Genomic DNA, 21,070 nt, shown 5'->3' on the forward strand with positions numbered 1-21,070 from the left:
GGAGGACGGGCGTACGCAACCGGCGGCTGAGAGGGGATTGTTCGTGCATGCTTTGTCACACGGCACCACATCGACACCGACGACCGTAGCGGTTCCACCGGCGCTCTCCCTCCCGGTGATCGAGGCGTCGTTTCCCCGGCAACTCCACCCGTATTGGCCGAAGCTCCAGGAGAACACCCGGGCGTGGCTGCTCGAAAAGCGGCTCATGCCCCCGGACAAGGTGGCGGAATATGCCGACGGTCTGTGCTACACGGACCTCATGGCCGGCTACTACCTCGGCGCCCCCGACGAGGTCATGCAGGCGATAGCGGACTACAGCGCGTGGTTCTTCGTCTGGGACGACCGGCACGACCGCGACATCGTCCACGACCGCCCCGACGCCTGGCGCCGGCTCAAGGAGCGGCTGCACACCGCCCTCGACCGCCCCGGGGACCACCTGGGGCACCACGATCCCCTGGTGGCGGGGCTCGCGGACAGCGTGGGGAGGCTGTTCTCCTTCCTGCCCGCGTCGTGGAACGCCCGGTTCACCCGGCACTTCCACACCGTCATCGAGGCCTACGACCGCGAATTCGAGAACCGGAGGAAAGGCGTCGTCCCGGGTGTCGAGGAGTACCTGGAACTGCGCCGCCTCACCTTCGCGCACTGGATCTGGACCGATCTCCTGGAACCCAGTGCGGGCCTCGAACTCCCGGATTCCGTACGGAAGAACCCGGCCTACCGGAAGGCGGCGCTGCTCAGTCAGGAATTCGCCGCCTGGTACAACGACCTCTGTTCCCTCCCCAAGGAACTCGCAGGGAATGAGGTGCACAATCTCGGCATCAGCCTCGTCACGCACCGGGGAATGACGCTCGAAGAAGCGATAGCCGATCTCAGGCGCCGCATCCTGGAATGCATCGACGGATTCCTGCGGGCGGAGGAAGCGGCATTACGGTTCGCCGACGGTCTCGACGACGGCACCGTGGGCGGAAAGGAAATGAGCGCCGCCGTGCGCGCCTGCCTGGGAAACATGCGGAACTGGTTCAGTTCCGTCTACTGGTTCCACCACGAGTCCGGCCGGTACCGCGTCGACAGCTGGGACGACCGGTCGACGCCCCCGTACGTCAACAACGAAGCGGCAGGTGAGAAATGACCGTCGAGTCGGTGAAACCCGAAACAACGACCCCGGCCGGTCTGCGGGTGCCCCCCGTGGCGGGCGGCGGCATCCCGGGACTCGGCCACGGCTGGAAAATGGTCCGGGATCCCCTGGCCTTCATGGCCCAACTGCGCGACCACGGTGACGTCGTGCGCCTCAAACTGGGGCCCAAGACCGTCTACGCCGTCACCACGCCCGCGCTCACCGGAGCGCTCGCCCTCAGCCCCGACTACATCATCTCCGGGCCGCTCTGGGAGTCCCTGGAGGGCCTGCTCGGCAAGGAGGGCGTGGCCACCGCCAACGGTCCGCTCCACCGCCGCCAGCGGCGCACCATCCAGCCCGCCTTCAAGCTGGACGCCATCCCCGCCTACGGGCCGATCATGGAGGAGGAGGCGCACGCGCTGGCCGAACGGTGGGCGTCGGGCGCCACGATCGACGCCACCTCCGAGTCCTTCCGCGTCGCCGTGCGCGTCGCGGCCCGCTGCCTGCTGCGCGGCCGGTTCATGGACGAGCGGGCGGAACGGCTGTGCATCGCCCTGGCGACCGTCTTCCGCGGCATGTACCGGCGGATGGTCGTCCCGCTCGGCCCGCTCTACCGGCTGCCGCTGCCGGCCAACCGCGAATTCAACCGGGCGCTGGCCGATCTGCATCTCCTGGTCGACGAGATCGTCGCCGAACGCCGTGCATCCGGTCAAAAGCCGGACGATTTGCTGACGGCATTGCTGGAGGCGAAGGACGACAATGGCGACCCCATCGGGGAACAGGAGATCCACGACCAAGTCGTCGCGATACTCACCCCCGGCAGTGAAACGATCGCCTCGACGATCATGTGGCTGCTGGAGTTGCTCGCCGACCACCCGGAGCACGGGGACAAGGTGCGCGACGAAGTGCTCTCCGTCACCGAGGGGCGACCGGTCGCATTCGCGGACGTACGCGGGCTCACGTACACGGCCAATGTCGTCGTCGAGGCGATGCGTTTGCGCCCGGCCGTCTGGATTCTGACCCGGCGCGCGGTCACCGACACCGAACTCGGCGGCTATCACATTCCGGCCGGGGCCGACATCATCTACAGTCCGTACGCGATCCAGCGCGATCCGAAATCGTACGAGCGTCACCTGGAGTTCGACCCCGACCGCTGGCTGCCCGAACGTTCGAAGGACGTTCCGAAATACGCCATGCGACCCTTCAGCCTGGGCAACCGCAAATGCCCGAGCGACCACTTCTCCATGGCCATGCTGACGCTGATCACGGCGGCGGTGGCCACCCGGTTCCGCTTCGAGCAGACGGAGGCGTCCGACCCCGCCACCCGGGTCGGGATCACGCTGCGCCCGAACCGCCTGCTGCTGCGGCCGGTCGAGCGCTGAGGCACCGTCCGGCGGGCGTTCAGGCGGCCTCGGGGCCGCGGAACGTCCGCCGGTAGGCGTGCGGCGTGGTGCCCACGGCCCGCACGAAGTGGTGGCGCAGCGCGGCGGCGGTGCCGAAGCCGGTGCGCCCGGCGATCGCGTCCACCGTGTCGTCGGTCCTCTCCAGCAGTCGCTGCGCGAGCAGCACCCGCTGGCCCAGGACCCAGCGGTAGGGCGTGGTGCCGGTCTCCTGCTGGAACCGGCGGGCGAAGGTCCGCGGCGACATCAGCGCGCGGGCCGCCAGCTGCTCGACGGTGACCTCCTCGTCGAGGTGTTCCTGCAGCCACACCAGCACGTCCGAGACGGTGTCACCGCCGGCGGGCGGCACGGGGCGCTCGATGTACTGGGCCTGGCCGCCGTCGCGGTGCGGCGGCACCACCATGCGCCGGGCGATCCGGTTGGCGACCTCCGAGCCGTGCTCCTTGCGCACCAGGTGCAGGCAGGCGTCGATCCCGGCGGCCGTCCCGGCGGAGGTGATCACCGGACCCTCGTCGACGTAGAGCACGTCCGGTTCCACCGTCAGGTGCGGGTACTGCCGCTTCAGCTCGTCGGCGTGCCGCCAGTGCACCGTGGCGCGGCGTCCGTCGAGCAGTCCTGCCGCGGCGAGGACGAACACCCCCGAGCAGACGCTGGCCACCCGGGCGCCGCGTTCCACCCCGCGGCGCAGCGCGTCGAGCAGTGCGGGCGGGAAGGACCGGGCGTCGAAACCGCGTCCCGCGGGGACCGCGATGAGGTCGGCGCTCTCCAGGCGTTCCAGGCCGTGGTCGACCCGGATCGCGAAGCCCGCTTCGGTGCGCAGCACCGGGCCTTCGGCGGAGGCGACCGCGAAGTCGTAGGCGGGCAGGCCCTCGTCGGTGCGGTCGGTGCCGAAGACCTCGCAGACCACGCCGAGTTCGAAGGGGTTCACGCCGTCGAGGAGGACGACGGCCACATTCCGGAGCATGGCACCAGTCTGCCCCGCGAGTGGCAGTAAATCGAGGGTGTGCGGCAGCCCTGCCACTGTTGGTAAGGACCGTAACCGGCGAGACTGATGTCTATGGATACGACACAGACGCAAGCACTGATCGGAATGCTCTTCGTACTCGGACTGTTCGCGCTGATGATCCTGCCCGCCGTGTTCGGCATCGTGCGCGACCGGCGGATCGACCGCCAGATCCGGCAGGCCGAGACCGCACCCCTGCCCCGCCGCACCCCCGCACTGCGGTCCGTGCCGGCGGACCGGTCCGCCCCGGCGCGGAGCACCTCCCCGCACCACACCACGCGAGCGGCGTGACCCGCGGCGGCACCCCGCCTGAGCGGGGCCGTACGGCCCGCCGGGTACGGCCCGGCGGGCCCCGGGAACCCGTCGTCCGGTCCGCGCCGGACTCGCCGGACCTGCCGGCCCGGCCGCCCGGCCCGGCGCGGACCGGACGACACCGGTGCCGGCCGGGGGACTAGAAGTCCTCGTCCAGGTCGACCGTGCCCTCCACCGCGACCTGGTAGGCGGACGGCCGCCGCTCGAAGAAGTTGGTCAGCTCCTGGACGCCCTGCAGCTCCATGAACGAGAACGGGTTCTCCGAGCCGTACACCGGCGCGAAGCCCAGCCGGGTCAGCCGCTGGTCGGCGACGCACTCCAGGTACTGCCGCATCGACTCGGTGTTCATCCCCGGCAGCCCGTCCCCGCACAGGTCCCGCGCGAACTGCAGCTCCGCCTCCACCGCCTCGCGGAGCATGTCGGTGACCTGCTGCCCCAGCTCCTCGTCGAACAGGTCGGGCTCCTCCTTGCGGACGGTGTCCACCACGTCGAAGGCGAAGGACATGTGCATCGTCTCGTCGCGGAACACCCAGTTGGTCCCGGTCGCCAGACCGTGCAGCAGGCCGCGGCTGCGGAACCAGTACACGTAGGCGAAGGCGCCGTAGAAGAACAGGCCCTCGATGCAGGCTGCGAAGCAGATCAGGTTCAGCAGGAACCGCCGGCGGTCCGCGCGGGTCTCCAGCCGCTCCAGCTTCTCCACCGAGTCCATCCACCGGAAGCAGAACTCGGCCTTCTCCCGGATGGACGGGATGTTCTCCACCGCGGCGAAGGCCGCCGCCCGGTCGTCCGGGTCGGGCAGGTACGTGTCCAGGAGGGTCAGATAGAACTGGACGTGCACCGCCTCCTCGAACAGCTGCCGGGACAGGTACAGCCGGGCCTCGGGGGAGTTGATGTGCTTGTAGAGCGTCAGCACCAGGTTGTTCGCGACGATCGAGTCACCGGTGGCGAAGAACGCCACCAGCCGTCCGATGAGGTGCTGCTCGGACGGGCTGAGCTTCGCCAGGTCGGCCACGTCGGAGTGGAGGTCGACCTCCTCCACGTGCCAGGTGTTCTTGATGGCGTCCCGGTAGCGCTCGTAGAAGTCGGGGTAGCGCATGGGGCGCAGGGTCAGTTCGAAGCCCGGGTCGAGCAGGTTCTGGGTACGGGTGGGGCTGGTCATCACTGGCAGGCCTCGCAGGACTCGGGGTTTTCCAGGGAGCAGGCGACGGCGTCGTCGGGCGCCGCCTGCGGGACGGGCACGGCCGCCGGGGTCTGGGCCCGGGCGGCGCGGGCGATGCGGGTCGCCGGACGCGACCGCAGGTAGTACGTGGTCTTCAGCCCCTGCTTCCAGGCGTACGCGTACATCGAGGACAGCTTCCCGATGGTCGGCGTCTCCAGGAACAGGTTCAGCGACTGCGACTGGTCCAGGAACGGGGTGCGGGCGGCGGCCATGTCGATCAGCGCGCGCTGCGGGATCTCCCACGCCGTGCGGTAGAGCCGGCGCACCTCCTCCGGGATCCAGGCGAAGCCCTGCACCGAGCCGCCCGCCTCGCGCAGCGCCTCCCGCGTGCGCGCGTCCCACACGCCGAGCCGCTTCAGGTCGTCCACCAGGTAGGAGTTGACCTGGAGGAACTCGCCCGACAGCGTCTCGCGCTTGAACAGGTTGGACACCTGCGGCTCGATGCACTCGTAGACGCCCGCGATCGAGGCGATGGTGGCCGTCGGCGCGATCGCCAGCAGCAGCGCGTTGCGCATCCCGGTCCGCGCGATCCGCTCGCGCAGCGCCGCCCACCGCTCGGGCCAGGCCAGGTCGGTCGCGTAGTGGTCGGGGTGCAGCACGCCGCGGGCGGTCCGGGTGTGCTCCCAGGCCGGCAGCGGGCCGTTGCGCTCCGCGAGGTCCGCGGACGTCTCGTAGGCGGCCAGCATGATCCGCTCGGCGATCCGCGTGGAGAGCGCCCGCGCCTCGAGGGAGTCGAAGGGCAGCCGGAGCCGGAAGAACACGTCCTGGAGGCCCATGGCCCCCAGTCCCACCGGGCGCCAGCGGGCGTTGGAGCGCTCCGCCTGCTCGGTCGGGTAGAAGTTGATGTCCACCACCCGGTCCAGGAACGTGACGGCCGTGCGCACGGTCGCGTCCAGCCGCTCCCAGTCCAGGTCGCCCGCCTCCGGGTCGACGAACGCGCCCAGGTTGACCGACCCCAGGTTGCAGACCGCCGTCTCCCCGTCGTCGGTGACCTCCAGGATCTCCGTGCACAGGTTGGAGGAGTGGACGACGTGTCCGGGCGTGACCGTCTGGTTGGCGGTGCGGTTGGCGGCGTCCTTGAAGGTCATCCAGCCGTTGCCGGTCTGCGCCAGGGTGCGCATCATCCGGCCGTACAGCTCCCGGGCGGGCAGCGTCCGGCGGGCCAGGCCCTTCGCCTCGGCGGCGCGGTAGGCGGCGTCGAACTCCTCGCCCCACAGGTCCACCAGCTCCGGCACGTCCACCGGGGAGAACAGCGACCACGGGGCGTCGGCGTCCACCCGGCGCATGAACTCGTCCGGCACCCAGTGCGCCAGGTTCAGGTTGTGCGTCCGGCGGGCGTCCTCACCGGTGTTGTCGCGCAGCTCCAGGAACTCCTCGATGTCCGCGTGCCAGGTCTCCAGGTAGACCGCCGCCGCGCCCTTGCGCCGCCCGCCCTGGTTGACGGCGGCGACCGAGGCGTCCAGCGTCTTCAGGAACGGCACGATGCCGTTGGAGTGCCCGTTGGTGCCGCGGATCAGCGAACCCCGGGCGCGGATGCGGGAGTAGGCCAGGCCGATGCCGCCCGCGTGCTTGGAGAGGCGGGCCACCTGGTGGTAGCGGTCGTAGATCGAGTCCAGCTCGTCCCGCGGGGAGTCCAGCAGGTAGCAGGACGACATCTGCGGGTGCCGCGTACCGGAGTTGAACAGGGTGGGGGAGGAGGGCAGGTAGTCCAGGCGGCTCATCAGCCCGTACAGCGCGCCCACGTCGTCCACCGAGCGGGCGCTGTCGTCCTCGGCGAGCCCGGAGGCGACGCGCAGCAGGAAGTGCTGCGGGGTCTCGACGACCTTGCGGGTGATCGGGTGCCGCAGCAGGTAGCGGCTGTGCAGGGTGCGCAGGCCGAAGTACCCGAAGCGGTCGTCCGCGCCGGTGTCGACCAGCGCGTCCAGCCGCTCGGCGTGCCGCCGGACGAAGCCGGCCGTCCGGTCGGCGACCAGCCCCTCGCGGTGCCCGGTCGCGACGGAGGAGGAGAACGAGGTGACGCCCTGCGAGGCGGCCTCCTCGCGGATGGCGAGGGTCAGCAGCCGGGCGGCGAGGCGGGAGTAGGCGGGGTCCTCGGAGATGAGCCCGGCGGCGGCCTCGGTGGCCAGCTCCCGCAGTTCCGCCTCGTCCGCCCGGGCGGACCGGCCGCGCAGGGCGGCGGCGGCCACCCGGCCGGGGTCGGCGTCCGGGAGGTCGGCGGTCAGACCGGTCAGGGTCCGCAGCAGCGCGGCACCCGGGCCGTCGCCCTCCGGGGGTACGTCGCTGGCTGAGACCGGATCCGCTGGCGCGATGGTCACGTGGGGCTCTCCCTCGCTCGGCACGGGGCCTCGTCGAGGGCAGGGGGCAGCACGGGACGCGCACGGCGTCGTGCGTCCACCGGCCCATTCCGCGAGGCCCGGACGTCGGAGCACCCGGGCCGGACGGCCGGGCGCACTGTCGGCAGGTCCTCGGACTGAAGCCCGTGCGGGAACGCGTGGGGACGCGAACACGCACAAGTACACCGTTGCGGGACAGTTCCGGATTCGCACCGGATTCCCCTGCGGCGACAGCGAGCATGAGCATACATCTTGTGCCGGGCGTTGCGGACAGCCCCATATCTTGTGGCGCGCCAGGTGCCGGAGCGCCCGTGTCAGAGCGTCAGCTCGTAGGACAGCAGCATGATGTCGTCCACGTGCGGGAGCGGGTTCCAGTCCCGGTGCGGGGCGCGGACGAAGCCCAGTCGCTCGTAGATCCGGTGCGCCGCCCGCATGCTGCTCTGGCTCGACAGCACGACCCGCACGCAGCCCTCCAGGGCCCGCGCCCGGTCCACGCACGCCCGCACCAGGGCCTCCCCGGCGCCCCGCCCCCGGGCGGCCCGGTCGACCGCCAGCATCCTGATCTCCGCCTCGCCGGCCCCGGCCAGGTCCGCCATCGGCCCGCCGTACGGCACGAACGTCACCCCGCCCAGCAGCCGGCCGCCGGACGGCGGATCGCCCTCCACGGCGACCAGCACCTCGGCCGCCGCGGCCCGCTTCGCGACGTCCCTCAGTTCGCCCAGGTACGCGTCGCTCTCCCCGAAGTCGAGGAGCCCGTCGTCGAGATAGGCGCGGGCGGTGAGCGCGCCGAGCGTCGCGTACTCGGCGGGCAGGGCGGGGCGGATGGTGATGTCCATGGGGACGAGTCTGCCCCCGGCACGGGGCGGCGGGCCGCCGGTTTTCCGCCGTCGGCCCGCCGCCCCTCGCCCCTCGGGGGCGTCAGTGCGCGCTGCCCGCCGTCGCCGGCGGGAGCTCCACCTGCACGCCCGGGTCGCCCGCGTCCGCCGTGTAGTCCTGCGGCCGCGTCTCGTCGATCCCCTCGGGCGCCTTGAACGCCCGCAGGACGAACGTCAGCACCACCGTCACCACCACGTTGATCACGAACGCGGTGAGGCCGATGTAGCCGATCTCGCCGATGCCCGGGATCTCCTTCGCCGAACCTCCGAAGTGCTTCTGCGTCGGCGACGCCACCCCGTACGCGGCCACCGTGCCGTAGACCATGCCGACCGCCCAGCCGCCGAGCAGCGCCCAGCGGTGGAACCAGCGGGTGAACAGGCCGCCCACCAGCGCCGGGAAGGTCTGCAGGATCCAGATGCCGCCCAGCAGCTGGAAGTTGATCGCCACCGTCTTGTCCATGGTCAGCACGAAGGCCAGCGCACCCACCTTCACCAGCAGCGACACGATCTTGGAGACCTTGGTCTCCTGCGCGGGGGTCGCGTCCGGCCGGATGAAGTCCTTGTAGATGTTGCGGGTGAACAGGTTCGCCGCCGCGATCGACATGATCGCCGCCGGTACCAGCGCGCCGATGCCGATGGCCGCGAAGGCCACGCCCGCGAACCAGGCCGGGAACATGTCCTCGAACAGCTGCGGGATCGCCAGCTGGCCGTTCTGCACGGACACGCCCGCCGCGATCGCCATGAAGCCCAGCAGCGCCAGCATGCCCAGCATGAGCGAGTACAGCGGCAGGATCGTGGTGTTGCGGCGGATCACCTCGCGGCTGCGCGAGGACAGCGTCGCGGTGATCGAATGCGGGTACATGAACAGCGCGAGCGCCGACCCCAGCGCCAGCGTCGCGTACGTCCACTGGCCCGCGTCCCCGGGCACCAGCGCCCCGCGCGGGGCCCCCGTCGCCGGGTTGGTCTCGTCGAAGGCCGCGCCCGCCTTGGCGAAGATCTCGTCGAAGCCGCCCAGCTTGATCGGGATGTAGATGATCGCCACCGCGATGACGAGGTAGATCAGCGTGTCCTTCACGAACGCGATCAGCGCGGGCGCCCGCAGGCCGGACGAGTACGTGTACGCCGCCAGGACGCCGAACGCGATCAGCAGCGGCAGGTCCTTGACGAACCAGTTGGTGTGCTCGCCGCCGCCGATGCCCATCACGTCCAGCACGGCCTGGATGCCGACCAGTTGGAGCGCGATGTACGGCATGGTCGCCAGGATGCCGGTCAGGGCGACCGCCAGCGACAGCCCCTTGGAGCCGAACCGGCCGCGCACGAAGTCCGAGGTCGTCACGTAGCCGTGCTTGTGCGACACCGACCAGAGGCGGGGCAGGAAGGTGAAGATCAGCGGGTACACCAGGATCGTGTACGGCACCGCGAAGAAGCCGGCCGCGCCCGCCGCGTAGATCGCCGCCGGTACGGCCACGAAGGTGTACGCGGTGTACAGGTCCCCGCCGAGCAGGAACCAGGTCACCCAGGTCCCGAACGACCGGCCGCCCAGGCCCCATTCGTCGAGGCTGTGTTCGTTCTCGGCCTTGCGCCAGCGGGCGGCCAGGAAGCCCATGGCCGTGACCAGGACGAAGAAGAAGAGGAAGACGGCGAGTGCCACGCCGTTCACGCCGTCGTTCACCGACCGGCACCGCCCTTCCGGGCGCGGCGGGCGCGCTGGTCACGCTTCCACAGCTGGTACGCGACCATCGTCAGCGCCGTGGACAGCAGGACCCACAGCATCTGGTACCAGTAGAAGAACGGGATGCCGATGAGGACGGGCTCGGTCCTGGCGTACGAGCCGACCCACAGCATCGCCACGAACGGTGCGCTGAGGCAGAGGGCGATGACGACGCGTGCGGGCGTCACCACGGGCTCCGCGGGGGGTGCTTCCGGGACTGCGGATGGTTCTTCCGGGGCTTTCGACATCGGGCTGTTCCGTCCCCTCACTGATCTCCGGCGTCGGTGCGCAGGAATCTAGGGGCGGAGATAACGGAGCCGTAACCCCCGTCGCGGACAGCGGTATCCCAACGCCGCCCAACCGCAAGGCAACAGCAACGGAAATCCTGTCAACCACCCGGTTCTGACGGGTCTGTCCGTGACCCCGACGAGGGACCGCCGGACCCGGCGGGGTTCACTCCTGGGGGCGCTTGAGGCGGGCGACGAACTTGTACCGGTCGCCCCGGTACACCGACCGCACCCACTCCACCGGCTGCCCGTCCCGGTCCCGCGAGTGCCGCGAGAGCATCAGCATCGGCAGGCCCACGTCGGTGCCGAGCAGACCGGCCTCGCGCGGCGTGGCGAGCGAGGTCTCGATGGTCTCCTCGGCCTCCGCGAGGTGGACGTCGTACACCTCCGCCAGGGCGGTGTAGAGGGACGTGTACTTGGCCAGGCTGCGGCGCAGCGCGGGGAAGCGCTTGGCGGACAGGTGGGTGGTCTCGATGGCCATCGGCTCACCGTTGGCCATGCGCAGCCGCTCGATGCGCAGCACCCGCCCGCCGGGCGCGATGTCCAGCAGGCCCGCGAGCCGGTCGTCGGCCGTGATGTAGCCGATGTCCAGCAGCTGCGAGGTCGGCTCCAGGCCCTGCGCGCGCATGTCCTCCGTGTAGGAGGTGAGCTGCAGCGCCTGCGAGACCTTGGGCTTGGCGACGAAGGTGCCCTTGCCCTGGATGCGCTCCAGACGGCCCTCGACCACCAGCTCCTGGAGCGCCTGGCGCACGGTGGTGCGCGAGGTGTCGAACTCCGCGGCCAGGGTGCGCTCGGGCGGGACCGCGGTGCCGGGCGGCGCCGTCTCGGTCATGTCGAGCAGATGCTTCTTCAGCCGGTAGTACTTGGGCACCCGCGCCGTACGGACCGCAGTCCCACCCTCGTTCTCCGCACTGCTGACGTCGGTGCTCATGCTCTGCCTTCCCGGCTACCGGTGCCGAAGCGACCGACATCCCATCGGCCGCGGCTCACATCGTGGCACGGCTCGGGGCGGGGATGTGCCCGCACGGTCCGTGATCCCCTCTGTATACCGCCGGGACCGGATGCTGGTCCAGGCCACCACGGCAGCGCCGGGGGAGCGGTACCACCGGCCGGTGGCTCGGAACCACCGGCGCGTGGCCCGGTGCCACCGGGGTGGGGAACCGGTGCCCGGCCCGGGGAGCGCGGTGACGCCCGCCCGGGCCGGGACGGTGGCTCGGGGCCGGATCAGATGCCCTGCCAGTCCGGCTTGTGGGCGAAGGTGTGCCGGAAGTAGTCGGCGTGCTCCAGCCTGGCCGCCGCCGCCTCGTCGACGACCACCGTGGCGTGCGGGTGCATCTGCAGCGCGGAGGCCGGGCAGACCGCCGCGACCGGGCCCTCCACGGTCGCCGCGACCGCGTCCGCCTTGCCCGCGCCGGTGGCGAGCAGGACCAGGTGGCGGGCTTCCAGGATGGTGCCGATGCCCTGGGTGATGACGTGGTGGGGCACCTGCTCGACGTCCCCGTCGAAGAAGCGCGCGTTGTCCTTGCGGGTCTGCTCGGTCAGCGTCTTGATCCGGGTGCGCGAGACGAGCGAGGAGCAGGGCTCGTTGAAGCCGATGTGCCCGTCCGTCCCGATCCCGAGCAGCTGCAGGTCGACGCCGCCGGCCTCGCCCAGCTGCCGGTCGTAGGCGTCGCACGCGGCCTGCACGTCCTCGGCGGTGCCGTCGGGCCCCATGAACGAGGCGGGGTCGATGCCGAGCGGCTCCAGGACCTCGCGCCGCAGCACCGAGCGGTAGGACTCCGGGTGGTCGGCGGGCAGCCCCACGTACTCGTCCAGCTGGGCGACGCGGGCCCGGGAGGTGTCCACCGCGCCGGAGCGCACCTGGGCCGCGAGCGCCTGGTAGACGGGCAACGGCGTCGAACCGGTGGCCACGCCGAGCAGGGCGTCCGGCTTGCGCCGAAGGAGCTGTGCCATGGCGTCGGCGATGAGTTCGCCGCCGGCCTTGGCGTCCGGAACGATGACAACTTCCACGCTGGGCCTGCCGATCTGAGAGAAGGACTCGACTGGGACGGGACCGCCGGGGATCCCTGGTGGTTTAGACCAATTGGAACTTACCAGGGTACGACGTGACCTCCTCCCGCGCGAACCGGTCCAGGGGCCGGAAACCCGCCGCTCCCGCGTCGCGTCCCGGCTCTTCCCGCGTCCCGCGCCCCGGGCGTGCGAGGCGCACTGCACGCCCGGCGTCCCCGCGGACCCGCCATGCCACGGACTCCCACCGGCCGGCCGGTCCGGCGGCGGGGCGGTACGGGTTAGGCTGCACGGTGGACGCCCGCGGGTGGTGCGCGGCCGTCGCGACGACCGGACACGGCGATCGAACAAACAGTCTCCCGCGCATGGACATGGCGAGTGGTCTAGTCCACAATGGGATGATCGATCACAGCGATCGCCTGGCGGACGATCTCTTGTCAGAACGCCCGACCGCCGGGACGATGCAGAACACCACACGGACTCGCCCTCCCCGCACAGGAGGGCGGATCGAGGATCCGGAGCTCTCTGCCCTGACTGCCCCGGCTCCTCCCACGGCCGACCGGGACCGCACACCCCGCCGGCCGGCAGTGCTCCGGGCTGCGGTGCCGGGAGGGTTGAGGGTCCCTCCCAGGCGCCGCGGCCCGCGGGTGTTTCCGGGGCCCTCCCGCGCCCCCGGGTACGCTCGCCGGGTGCCCTCCATGAACGAACTCGTACGCCAGCACACCGACCTCGACGACACCGACCTCGAGTGGCTCCACCTGCTGGTGTCGGAGTGGCAGCTGCTCTCCGACCTCTCCTTCGCGGACCTGGTCCTGTGGGTCCCCACGCGCGACGGCACCCGCTACGTCTCGGTGGCGCAGATGCGGCCCAACACCGGGCCCACCTCCTACCAGGACGACATGGTCGGCCACCTCGTGCCCCGGGGGCGCCGCCCCATGCTCGACGCGGCCCTCGACGAGGGACGGATCGTGCGCGAGGGCGACCCGGAGTGGCGCGAGGAGGTCCCGGTGCGCGTGGAGTCGATCCCGGTGCGGCGCGAGGGCCGGGTGCTCGGGGTCATCGCCCGCAACACCAACCTGCTGACCGTGCGCACCCCGAGCCGGCTGGAGCTCACCTATCTCCAGAGCGCCTCCGACCTCGCCCAGATGATCGCGGCCGGTGCCTTCCCGTTCGCGAACCAGCAGGTCGACATGGACGCCTCCCCCCGGGTGGGCGACGGGCTGATCCGGCTCGACGCCGACGGCATCGTCCAGTACGCCTCCCCGAACGCCCTCTCCGCCTACCACCGGCTGGGCCTGGCCGCCGACCTCGTCGGCCACCACCTCGGACACACCACCGCCGAGCTGGCCCCCTCCCGCGAACCGGTGGACGAGGCGCTGTCCAAGGTGGCCAGCGGCTGGGCGCCCCGCGAGTTCGAGATCGAGGCGAACGGGGTCATCCAGTTCCGGGCCATCCCGCTCAAGCCCAAGGGCACCCGCATCGGTTCCCTGGTGCTGCTCCGCGACGTCACCGAACTTCGCCGCCGTGAACGGGAACTGATCACCAAGGACGCCACCATCCGGGAGATCCACCACCGGGTGAAGAACAACCTCCAGACGGTGGCCGCGCTGCTGCGGCTCCAGGCCCGCCGGATCGGTTCCGAGCGCGGGCGGGCGGCCCTGGAGGAGGCGGTCCGCCGGGTCGGTTCGATCGCCATCGTGCACGAGACGCTGTCCCAGAACCTGGACGAGCGGGTGGAGTTCGACGAGATCGCCGACCGGGTGCTGGCGATGGTCGCCGAGATCTCCCCGGGCAAGGTGGCCGGCCGGCGCTCCGGCCGGTTCGGGATACTCGACGCCGAGGTCGCCACCCCGCTGTCGATGGTGCTCACCGAGGTCCTGCAGAACGCCCTCGAGCACGGCTTCCGGGAGGGGGAGACCGGGACGGTGGAGGTGTCCGCGGTGCGCGGCGGCACCACCAAGGAGTCGCGCCTGCTGGTCACGGTCCAGGACGACGGGGTCGGCCTGCCCGAGGACTTCGATCCGCACACCGCCGGCAATCTGGGGCTGCAGATCGTACGGACCCTGGTGGAGGGCGAGTTGGGCGGCACCTTCGACATGGTCCCGGCGCCGGAGCGGGGGACCCGGGTGATCCTCGACATCCCGGTGCGCGCGGACAAGTGACCCCGGGGGCGGGGCCGTTCGCCCTGCCTGCTGCCTGCTGCCTGCTGCCTGCTGCCTGCTGCCTCGCAGCCTGGGCCGTTCGCCGTGTCCGCCCGGTCGTCCCGGCCGTTCGCCCTGTCCGCCCCGCCGGCGTCCGCCGCCCACACCTCTTCACTGGGAGCGTCCGCCCCGCCTGCCCCGCCTGCCCCGCCTGCCCCGCGACCGGGGCCGGGCTCGCCCTCCCGTCGTGGGCCGGGGTCGGCCTCGCCCTCTCGTCGTGGGCCGGGGTCGGGTCGTCACGCTCTGTTGTGTCGTGGCGATGGCATGAGGAGCGTCGGCACGACGGAGAGGGCGGGATCCGTCCCCGGGAGCACAGCAAAAAGCCTCGGACCGGGGTACGGTCCGAGGCCAGTGCTCAACTGCGCGCTGCGGCTCGGGGGCGGGAGTTGCGTACGCGCCGTACGCGCCGCCAAGCTCAGGCTGTCAGCAGGGGTGGGATGTCAGGCGGAAGCCTGACGGGCCCGGTTGCGGGCGGCGCGGCGCTTCATTGCGCGGCGCTCGTCCTCGCTGAGTCCACCCCAGACGCCGGAGTCCTGACCGGACTCGAGCGCCCACTGCAGGCACTGCTCGATCACCGGGCAGCGGCGGCAGACGGCCTTGGCTTCCTCGATCTGCAGCAGCGCAGGACCGGTGTTGCCGATGGGGAAGAAGAGCTCGGGGTCTTCTTCGCGGCAAACGGCGTTGTGACGCCAGTCCATGGCTGCTACCTCTCCTTGGTATTACTGCGGGTTGCTTGTGAATGTGAACGCTTTCACGAATCCCTCAACAAGGGAAGGGCCGACCGCCAGGTTCCCTGGCGTAGGTCCTTGGTTTTGGAGAGGGGTTCCGGTGATCTGTGGAGGCCGGTCTTGCGGGCCGTCCCGATCGCCAAGTAGAGACTCGCAAACCTCGGCGGCGGATACAACCCCTTCCGGAAAGTTTTTTTTGATTCTTCGGTGTCGACTAGGTCACAGCCGTACTTCCATGGGGTGGACCCTGGCCTAAACGTTCGAGTGAAAGGACTTTAGCCTTTTCTGCTCACACAATCACACGCAGTGCACGGCGAACGCCTGTGAACGTCACGCTGGTTCGCAGTCCGAGGTGGTCACCATCCATCTGGAGGGGCAGTGGCACCTTCGAATGCAAGGTGAAGCGTGTCAGGTCGTGCCGGGAGACGGCGTGCCGGCCCCGGGGTCCGCGCTCCGGGGACGAAGTGAGCAACTGGGTGCCATACCGGGCAACCGCGGCCGATGACAGGCGGTGCAGGCCGAAGAGGTCGAGGCCGGTATCGAACGAGGCCTTAGGCGACGCGTAGATCGGGCGATTGCCGAGAAACGTCCACGGGGAGGTGTTCGAGACTATGGAGAGCACCAGGTCGGTCACCGGCTCCTCACCGGGTTCCTCCAGGGTGATCACCCCGTGCCGCCGGTGCGGTTCCCCGAACAGCGCGCGCACGACCTGGCGCATGTAGAGGGCGTGGGTGGACTTGCGGCCGCGTTCCCGGTGCTGTTCCACCCGGCCCACGACCCCGGCGTCGAAGCCGAGTCCCGCGTTGAAGGTGAACCAGCGGGAGGGCACGCCCTCGTCGTCCGAGCCGGGCGTCCCGGAGGTCAGCCCCAGCCCCACGGTGCGTTCCCGGCCCTCGCGCAGCGCGTCCAGCAGGGCCCCGGTCGCCTCGACTGGCTGGTTGGGCAGTCCGAGGGCGCGGGCGAAGACGTTCGTGGAGCCGCCGGGGACGACCGCCAGGCCCGGCAGGTGCTCTGGATCGGGACCCGCGTGCAGCAGACCGTTGACGACCTCGTTGACCGTGCCGTCCCCGCCGAGGGCCACCACCAGGTCGGTCTCGCCGCTCTCGGCGGCCTGCCGGCCCAGGTCGCGGGCGTGGCCGCGGTACTCGGTGGTGACGGCGTCCAGCTTCATCTCGCTCGCGAGCGCGTGGATCAGCACATCGCGCGTACGCGCACTCGTGGTGGTTGCCGCCGGGTTGACCACGAGAAGTGCACGCATGGGTTGCAGCGTACCTACTGGGTGGTACTCGGCCCAGGCCGAGGCGGAAATCGGACGGGAGTCCGGAGCCGGACAACCGGGGAGCCGTGTTCACGGCGGGCCCGGGAGCGGGTGCGGGCAGGGAGCCGGACGGGGGCCGACCGGGCCGGGCGGGGCCGGACGGGGGCCCGGGCGTGCGGGCTACCCTTCTGGGGTGAGCAGTGACCAGACCCCCGCCGCCCCCGCCGTCCCGGACGCCGCCGGACCGCGTCCGCGCCGTCTGACCCTCGCCGCCGTGCTCGCCGCCCTGGAGGGCTTCGGACTGCTGGCGGGCGGGATCTGGATGGCCGTGCTCGCCGTCACCGGCGAACCGGACGACCGGCAGCAGGCCGTCACCGGCGGCGTGACGCTCGTCGTGCTCGCGCTGGTGCCGCTGCTCGCGGCCCGCGGGCTCTTCGCCCGCCGCAGCTGGAGCCGCGGCCCGGCCGTCATCACCCAGCTGCTGGCCCTGCCGGTGGCCTACAACCTGCTCCAGGCCGACAGCGTGGCCATCCCGGCGGGCATCGCGCTGGCCGTCGTCGCCGTCGCCGCCCTGGTGCTGCTGATCCACCCCGAGACGACCCGGGCGCTGGACATCCGGGGGCCGGGGAACGCCGGAACATAGCCGCCCGGGCCGGCCGGCCGGTCGGCAGGTCAGGGAGCACCGCCCGTTCCGGTCCGGGTCCCGGCGGCGCGTACTCCCCGGTGCCGGCGGGGGCCCCGGCGGCGCGTACCCCTCGGTGGCCGTCGGGGGTCCCGGCGGCGCGTAGCACTCGGTGGCCGTCCGTCGCCCGGGGCCCGGTCGCCGCCCACTACCGCCAGGACCGCCCGGGGTCAGGGACCCGGGGGCGCTCACTCCTCGACGAGCAGCTTCTCCCGCAGTTGGGCCAGCGTCCGCGCCAGCAGCCGGGAGACGTGCATCTGCGAGATGCCGACCTCCTGCGCGATCTGCGACTGGGTCATGTTCCCGAAGAAGCGCAGCAGCAGGATCCGCTTCTCCCGCGGCGGCAGGTCCTCCAGCAGCGGTTTCAGTGACTCCCGGTACTCGACGCCCTCCAGCGCCTCGTCCTCGGCGCCCAGGGTGTCGGCGACCGCGGGGGACTCGTCGTCGGTGTCGGGGACGTCCAGGGACAGCGTGGAGTAGGCGTTGGCCGACTCCAGGCCCTCCAGGACCTCCTCCTCCGAGATGGCCAGCTTCTCGGCCAGTTCGTGCACCGTGGGGGAGCGGCCGTGCAGCTGTGACAGCTCGGCCGTGGCCGTGGTGAGCGACAGCCGCAGCTCCTGGAGCCGGCGCGGCACGCGCACCGCCCAGCCCTTGTCCCGGAAGTGCCGCTTGATCTCACCGACGACCGTCGGGGTCGCATACGTGGAGAACTCCACCCCGCGGTCCGGGTCGAACCGGTCGACCGACTTGATCAGACCGATGGTGGCGACCTGCGTCAGGTCGTCCAGCGGCTCCCCGCGGTTGCGGAAACGGCGTGCGAGGTGCTCGACGAGCGGCAGGTGCATCCGCACCAGCTGGTTGCGCAGCTCCGCGTACTCGGGGCTGCCGTCCTCCAGCCCGCGCAGTTCGAGGAACATCGCGCGCGCCCCGCTGCGGTCCAGCGGATGGTGCTGGGCCCCGCTCCGTGCGCCCGGAGCGCGCGGCACCCCGTGCGCGGCCGGTGCGGCCGGCGTCTGCCGGGTCTCGCCCTCGGCATGTCGCTCGTGCTCGTTCATCGTCCCGCCCGTCGCCCTTCCCCGAGCGCTCGCCTCGTCCCCCGTCTCCGGCCTCGCGCGGGCGGGGGCGTCCCCGGTCCGCCCGGCCGCGGGCGTTCCCCGTGCGGCACCGTCCGGCCGCCCCTGGTCCGGGGTGCCGGTGTCCGTGCCGTCGTCCTCCGGATGCGGCCGGGCCTGCTCGGGGATGCCGTCGATGCCCGCGGGCATGCGTTCGGCGGGCAGCTCCCGTGTGCCGCGTTCTTCGTCCCGCACCGGCCCGTCCTCGTTCCTCACGCCGGCCCGGGTCCCGCGCCGCGTTGTTTGTAGAGGCTGATCGAAACGGTTCTGTCCTCGTCGACGGCCGAGGAGACCTTGCCCGCCAGGGCGGACAGCACGGTCCAGGCGAAGGTGTCCCGCGAGGGGGCGTGTCCGTCCGTGGTCGGCGCCGACACGGTCACCTCGAGCGAGTCGTCGACCAGCCGGAAGACGCAACTCAGCACCGAGCCCGGCACGGCCTGCTGCAGCAGGATCGCGCAGGCCTCGTCGACCGCGATCCGCAGGTCCTCGATCTCGTCGAGGGTGAAGTCCAAACGGGCCGCGAGGCCGGCCGTGGCCGTACGCAGCACCGACAGGTAGGCCCCCGCGGCCGGCAGCCGGACTTCCACGAAGTCCTGGGTCGCGGGCTCGCCTGCGATCTGGGACACCCTCACCTCCAAGGTGGTACAAGCGTTTCAGGGCCCAGGGGACACCCCCGGGTAACGCGCTACGTGGTTCAGCGTGACGCTATCGCGCTCTCGTCGGTCCTGTCCCCGGGACCCCGACCCTTGCTGTCACTCATAGTAAAACTACGAATACGCTCCGTGGCTAGGGGTCTGCGGCCCCAAATGGGAAGAGCGCGCGCCGCATTGACGTACCCAGACGTCAGACGGTCGAACCGTCCGGCGACGGGACCCGGCCGGTCACACCAGGACGTGATCCACGAAGCACCACCGCCAGTCCTCGTCGGGTTCGTGCGACCGCATCACGGGGTGACCGGTCTCCAGATGGTGGCGGGTCGCGTGCCGGTGCGGTGAGGAGTCGCAGCAGCCGACGTGACCGCAGCTGAGGCACAGGCGCAGCTGGACCGGGTCCGTGCCCTCCCGCAGGCAGTCGGGGCATGTCCCGCTGACCGGAACCGGCTCCGGGTGCGGCAGCGCGTCGACGTGCGTGCACTGTCTCATGATGGCCAGATTACGACGGGTGCGCGGAACGCCGCGTGGGACACCGGGGGTGGCCGGACATGGACGTGATGCCGCTGCTGTTGCTGGTGGCCGGCAGTGCCGCAATCGCCGCGGCCGCCCGGCGCCTGCCCGTACCGGCTCCGCTGCTGCTGGTCGCGGCCGGCCTCGCGGTGAGCTTCGTGCCCGGCGTGCCCGACTACACGCTCGACCCGCACGTCGTGCTGCCGCTCGTCCTGCCCCCGCTGCTGCACACGGCGGCCACCGAGAGCTCCTACCTGGACCTGCGGGCGCAGCTGCGGCCGGTGGCGCTGCTGTCGGTCGGCTACGTGCTCTTCGCGACCCTCGTCGTCGGCTGGGCCCTGTACGAGCTGGTACCGGGCCTGTCGCTGACCGCGGCCCTGGTCTTCGGCGCGGTGGTGGCCCCGCCGGACGCGGTCGCGGCCACGGCGGTGGCCCGCAGGGTCGGGCTGCCGTCCCGGGTCACCACGATCCTCCAGGGCGAGTCCCTGCTCAACGACGCCACCGCCATCACCGCGTTCCGGGTGGCCGTGGCGGCGGCGGCCGGGGAGGGCGCCACCTGGGCCGGCGGCGTCGGCGAGTTCCTGCTGGCGGCGCTCGGCGGCCTCACCGTCGGGCTGGTGCTGATGGTGCCGCTGCACTGGCTGCGCGTCCGGGTCAGGGAGGCGCTGCTGCAGAACACGTTCTCCCTGCTCATCCCGTTCTTCGCCTACGCCGCCGCCGAGCAGGTCCACGCCTCCGGGGTGATCGCCGTCGTGGTCGTGGCCCTCTTCCTGGGACACCGGTCGTGGGAGGTCGACTTCGCGACCCGCCTCCAGGAGGCGGCCGTGTGGAAGATGGTCGCGTTCGTCCTGGAGTCCGCGGTCTTCGCCCTCATCGGCCTGCAACTGCCGGTCGTGCTCCGGGGCATCCACGCCTACCACGGCGGCGACGCCCTCTGGTACGCGCTGGCGGTCTTCGCCGTCGTCGTGGCGGCCCGGTTCGTGTGGGTGTACCCCGCGCTCTGCCTTCCCCCGCTGGTGTCGGCGCGCATCAGGGCCCGGGAGGGGAGTCCCGGCTGGCGCGTGCCCTTCGTCATCTCCTGGGCCGGGATGCGCGGCGTCGTCTCCCTCGCCATCGCCTTCTCCATCCCGCACACCGTCGACGGCGGCGAGTTCCCCCAGCGCGACCTGCTGCTCTTCCTGACCTTCAGCACCGTCATCGGCACCCTGGTGGTCCAGGGGGTCACCCTGCCCCTGGTCATCCGGCTGCTGCGCTTCCCCCGGCGGGACGAGCGGGCGGCGACCCTGGCCGAGGCCAACGCGCAGGCGCAGGCGTCCCGGGCCGCCGAGCAGCGCCTCGACGAGCTCCTCGCCGACGATTGCAACGCACTGCCGGCCCCGCTGGCCGAGCGGCTGCGCGCGGTGCTGGAGCGCCGGCGCGACTCCGTCTGGGAACGCCTGGGGCAGACCCATCCCGTGACCGGGGAGTCCGTGGACGACACCTACCGGCGGCTGTCGCGCGACGTGATCGAGACGGAACGCGAGGTGTTCGTCCGGCTCCGCGACGCGCGGTACATCGACGACGAGATGCTCCGTACGCTGCTGCGCCGCCTGGATCTGGAGGAGGCGGCGGCCTACCGGGAGATGGCGTAGGGCGGGCCGCGCAGCGCCCCGGGGGGTCGAGTGC

Annotated in this window: 19 protein-coding genes and 1 riboswitch; of the genes, 6 read left to right on the plus strand and 13 right to left on the minus strand. The window is 71.5% G+C overall.

All coding sequences use genetic code 11. From position 1 onward, the window contains the following. Positions 1-43 precede the first annotated feature (43 nt). Both cyc1 and AB0F01_RS09110 read left to right on the plus strand, forming a co-directional pair. A complete protein-coding gene (cyc1, locus tag AB0F01_RS09105) occupies positions 44-1,129 on the plus strand; it encodes an epi-isozizaene synthase (RefSeq protein WP_362091554.1) in 1,086 nt (361 codons plus the stop codon). Then, on the plus strand, positions 1,126-2,496 hold the full coding sequence (locus AB0F01_RS09110) for a cytochrome P450 (RefSeq protein WP_362091556.1): 1,371 nt from the start codon (positions 1,126-1,128) through the stop codon (positions 2,494-2,496). Before cyc1 ends, AB0F01_RS09110 begins: the two co-directional genes overlap by 4 nt. Before the next feature lie 19 nt (positions 2,497-2,515). On the opposite strand, the gene AB0F01_RS09115 is transcribed toward AB0F01_RS09110, so the two are convergent. Then, positions 2,516-3,478, minus strand: a complete 963-nt coding sequence (locus AB0F01_RS09115) for a helix-turn-helix domain-containing protein (RefSeq protein ID WP_362091559.1) — start codon at positions 3,476-3,478, stop codon at positions 2,516-2,518. Between the two features lie 93 nt (positions 3,479-3,571). Here AB0F01_RS09115 and AB0F01_RS09120 point away from each other — a divergent pair, with 93 nt between their 5' ends. Further along, entirely contained in the window at positions 3,572-3,808 is a 237-nt protein-coding gene (locus AB0F01_RS09120) for a hypothetical protein (protein WP_362091562.1), read from the plus strand. A 160-nt stretch (positions 3,809-3,968) separates the two neighbouring features. On the opposite strand, the gene AB0F01_RS09125 is transcribed toward AB0F01_RS09120, so the two are convergent. From AB0F01_RS09125 to nagB, 7 genes are all read right to left on the minus strand, one after another. Then, positions 3,969-4,988 (minus strand): ribonucleotide-diphosphate reductase subunit beta, encoded by a 1,020-nt coding sequence (locus AB0F01_RS09125; protein ID WP_362091565.1) that lies wholly within the window; start codon positions 4,986-4,988, stop codon positions 3,969-3,971. After that, complete coding sequence (locus AB0F01_RS09130) at positions 4,988-7,363, minus strand: ribonucleoside-diphosphate reductase subunit alpha (RefSeq protein ID WP_362091567.1); 2,376 nt, start codon at positions 7,361-7,363, stop codon at positions 4,988-4,990. Before AB0F01_RS09130 ends, AB0F01_RS09125 begins: the two co-directional genes overlap by 1 nt. Positions 7,364-7,508: 145 nt before the next feature. After that, positions 7,509-7,603, minus strand: a riboswitch (cobalamin riboswitch). A 92-nt stretch (positions 7,604-7,695) separates the two neighbouring features. Beyond that, complete coding sequence (locus tag AB0F01_RS09135) at positions 7,696-8,217, minus strand: GNAT family N-acetyltransferase (RefSeq protein WP_362091570.1); 522 nt, start codon at positions 8,215-8,217, stop codon at positions 7,696-7,698. A gap of 82 nt (positions 8,218-8,299) precedes the next feature. Further along, entirely contained in the window at positions 8,300-9,928 is a 1,629-nt protein-coding gene (gene mctP / locus AB0F01_RS09140) for a monocarboxylate uptake permease MctP (protein WP_362091573.1), read from the minus strand. Further along, positions 9,925-10,215 (minus strand): DUF3311 domain-containing protein, encoded by a 291-nt coding sequence (locus AB0F01_RS09145; RefSeq protein WP_362091575.1) that lies wholly within the window; start codon positions 10,213-10,215, stop codon positions 9,925-9,927. The genes mctP and AB0F01_RS09145 overlap by 4 nt, the downstream gene beginning before the upstream one ends. 205 nt (positions 10,216-10,420) lie before the next feature. Beyond that, entirely contained in the window at positions 10,421-11,185 is a 765-nt protein-coding gene (locus tag AB0F01_RS09150; protein ID WP_362091577.1) for a GntR family transcriptional regulator, read from the minus strand. A gap of 293 nt (positions 11,186-11,478) precedes the next feature. Continuing rightward, on the minus strand, positions 11,479-12,264 hold the full coding sequence (gene nagB, locus AB0F01_RS09155) for a glucosamine-6-phosphate deaminase (RefSeq protein ID WP_362091580.1): 786 nt from the start codon (positions 12,262-12,264) through the stop codon (positions 11,479-11,481). 695 nt (positions 12,265-12,959) lie between these two features. Here nagB and AB0F01_RS09160 point away from each other — a divergent pair. After that, positions 12,960-14,423, plus strand: a complete 1,464-nt coding sequence (locus tag AB0F01_RS09160) for a PAS domain-containing sensor histidine kinase (protein WP_362092552.1) — start codon at positions 12,960-12,962, stop codon at positions 14,421-14,423. Positions 14,424-14,902: 479 nt separating this feature from the next. On the opposite strand, the gene AB0F01_RS09165 is transcribed toward AB0F01_RS09160, so the two are convergent. Continuing rightward, positions 14,903-15,160, minus strand: coding sequence for a WhiB family transcriptional regulator (locus tag AB0F01_RS09165; protein ID WP_003992873.1), 258 nt, complete (start codon positions 15,158-15,160; stop codon positions 14,903-14,905). A 319-nt stretch (positions 15,161-15,479) separates the two neighbouring features. Next, complete coding sequence (locus AB0F01_RS09170) at positions 15,480-16,448, minus strand: diacylglycerol kinase family protein (protein ID WP_362091583.1); 969 nt, start codon at positions 16,446-16,448, stop codon at positions 15,480-15,482. A gap of 193 nt (positions 16,449-16,641) precedes the next feature. Between AB0F01_RS09170 and AB0F01_RS09175 the strand changes: the two genes are divergently transcribed. After that, positions 16,642-17,091, plus strand: a complete 450-nt coding sequence (locus AB0F01_RS09175; RefSeq protein WP_362091586.1) for a hypothetical protein — start codon at positions 16,642-16,644, stop codon at positions 17,089-17,091. Positions 17,092-17,318: 227 nt separating this feature from the next. Here the strand turns inward: AB0F01_RS09175 and AB0F01_RS09180 are convergent, their stop codons facing one another. The 3 genes from AB0F01_RS09180 to AB0F01_RS09190 form a co-directional block, all read right to left on the minus strand. Beyond that, the gene (locus AB0F01_RS09180) at positions 17,319-18,437 is read right to left on the minus strand and encodes an RNA polymerase sigma factor SigF (RefSeq protein WP_362091589.1); all 1,119 of its coding nucleotides are present in this window, start codon (positions 18,435-18,437) and stop codon (positions 17,319-17,321) included. Positions 18,438-18,454: 17 nt separating this feature from the next. Next, positions 18,455-18,868 (minus strand): anti-sigma factor, encoded by a 414-nt coding sequence (locus AB0F01_RS09185; protein WP_006136266.1) that lies wholly within the window; start codon positions 18,866-18,868, stop codon positions 18,455-18,457. Positions 18,869-19,123: 255 nt separating this feature from the next. Beyond that, positions 19,124-19,384 carry a UBP-type zinc finger domain-containing protein gene (locus tag AB0F01_RS09190; RefSeq protein WP_362091592.1) on the minus strand — a complete coding sequence of 87 codons (261 nt, stop codon included), beginning with the start codon at positions 19,382-19,384 and terminating at the stop codon, positions 19,124-19,126. A 59-nt stretch (positions 19,385-19,443) separates the two neighbouring features. Between AB0F01_RS09190 and AB0F01_RS09195 the strand changes: the two genes are divergently transcribed. Continuing rightward, positions 19,444-21,036, plus strand: a complete 1,593-nt coding sequence (locus tag AB0F01_RS09195) for a Na+/H+ antiporter (RefSeq protein ID WP_362091594.1) — start codon at positions 19,444-19,446, stop codon at positions 21,034-21,036. Positions 21,037-21,070: the final 34 nt, after the last annotated feature.

Source organism: Streptomyces sp. NPDC029526, assembly GCF_040637405.1.
In the GTDB taxonomy this organism is placed as follows: Bacteria; Actinomycetota; Actinomycetes; order Streptomycetales; family Streptomycetaceae; genus Streptomyces.

Bases quoted from the DNA above. Each gene is read 5' to 3' on its own strand.
- AB0F01_RS09165 (WP_003992873.1), bottom strand. From the start codon at position 15,160: ATGGACTGGCGTCACAACGCCGTTTGCCGCGAAGAAGACCCCGAGCTC.
- AB0F01_RS09120 (WP_362091562.1), top strand. From the start codon at position 3,572: ATGGATACGACACAGACGCAAGCACTGATCGGAATGCTCTTCGTACTC.
- AB0F01_RS09190 (WP_362091592.1), bottom strand. From the start codon at position 19,384: ATGAGACAGTGCACGCACGTCGACGCGCTGCCGCACCCGGAGCCGGTT.
- AB0F01_RS09125 (WP_362091565.1), bottom strand. From the start codon at position 4,988: ATGACCAGCCCCACCCGTACCCAGAACCTGCTCGACCCGGGCTTCGAA.
- AB0F01_RS09150 (WP_362091577.1), bottom strand. From the start codon at position 11,185: ATGAGCACCGACGTCAGCAGTGCGGAGAACGAGGGTGGGACTGCGGTC.
- AB0F01_RS09160 (WP_362092552.1), top strand. From the start codon at position 12,960: ATGAACGAACTCGTACGCCAGCACACCGACCTCGACGACACCGACCTC.
- AB0F01_RS09110 (WP_362091556.1), top strand. From the start codon at position 1,126: ATGACCGTCGAGTCGGTGAAACCCGAAACAACGACCCCGGCCGGTCTG.
- AB0F01_RS09135 (WP_362091570.1), bottom strand. From the start codon at position 8,217: ATGGACATCACCATCCGCCCCGCCCTGCCCGCCGAGTACGCGACGCTC.
- AB0F01_RS09145 (WP_362091575.1), bottom strand. From the start codon at position 10,215: ATGTCGAAAGCCCCGGAAGAACCATCCGCAGTCCCGGAAGCACCCCCC.
- AB0F01_RS09115 (WP_362091559.1), bottom strand. From the start codon at position 3,478: ATGCTCCGGAATGTGGCCGTCGTCCTCCTCGACGGCGTGAACCCCTTC.
- AB0F01_RS09195 (WP_362091594.1), top strand. From the start codon at position 19,444: ATGGACGTGATGCCGCTGCTGTTGCTGGTGGCCGGCAGTGCCGCAATC.
- AB0F01_RS09170 (WP_362091583.1), bottom strand. From the start codon at position 16,448: ATGCGTGCACTTCTCGTGGTCAACCCGGCGGCAACCACCACGAGTGCG.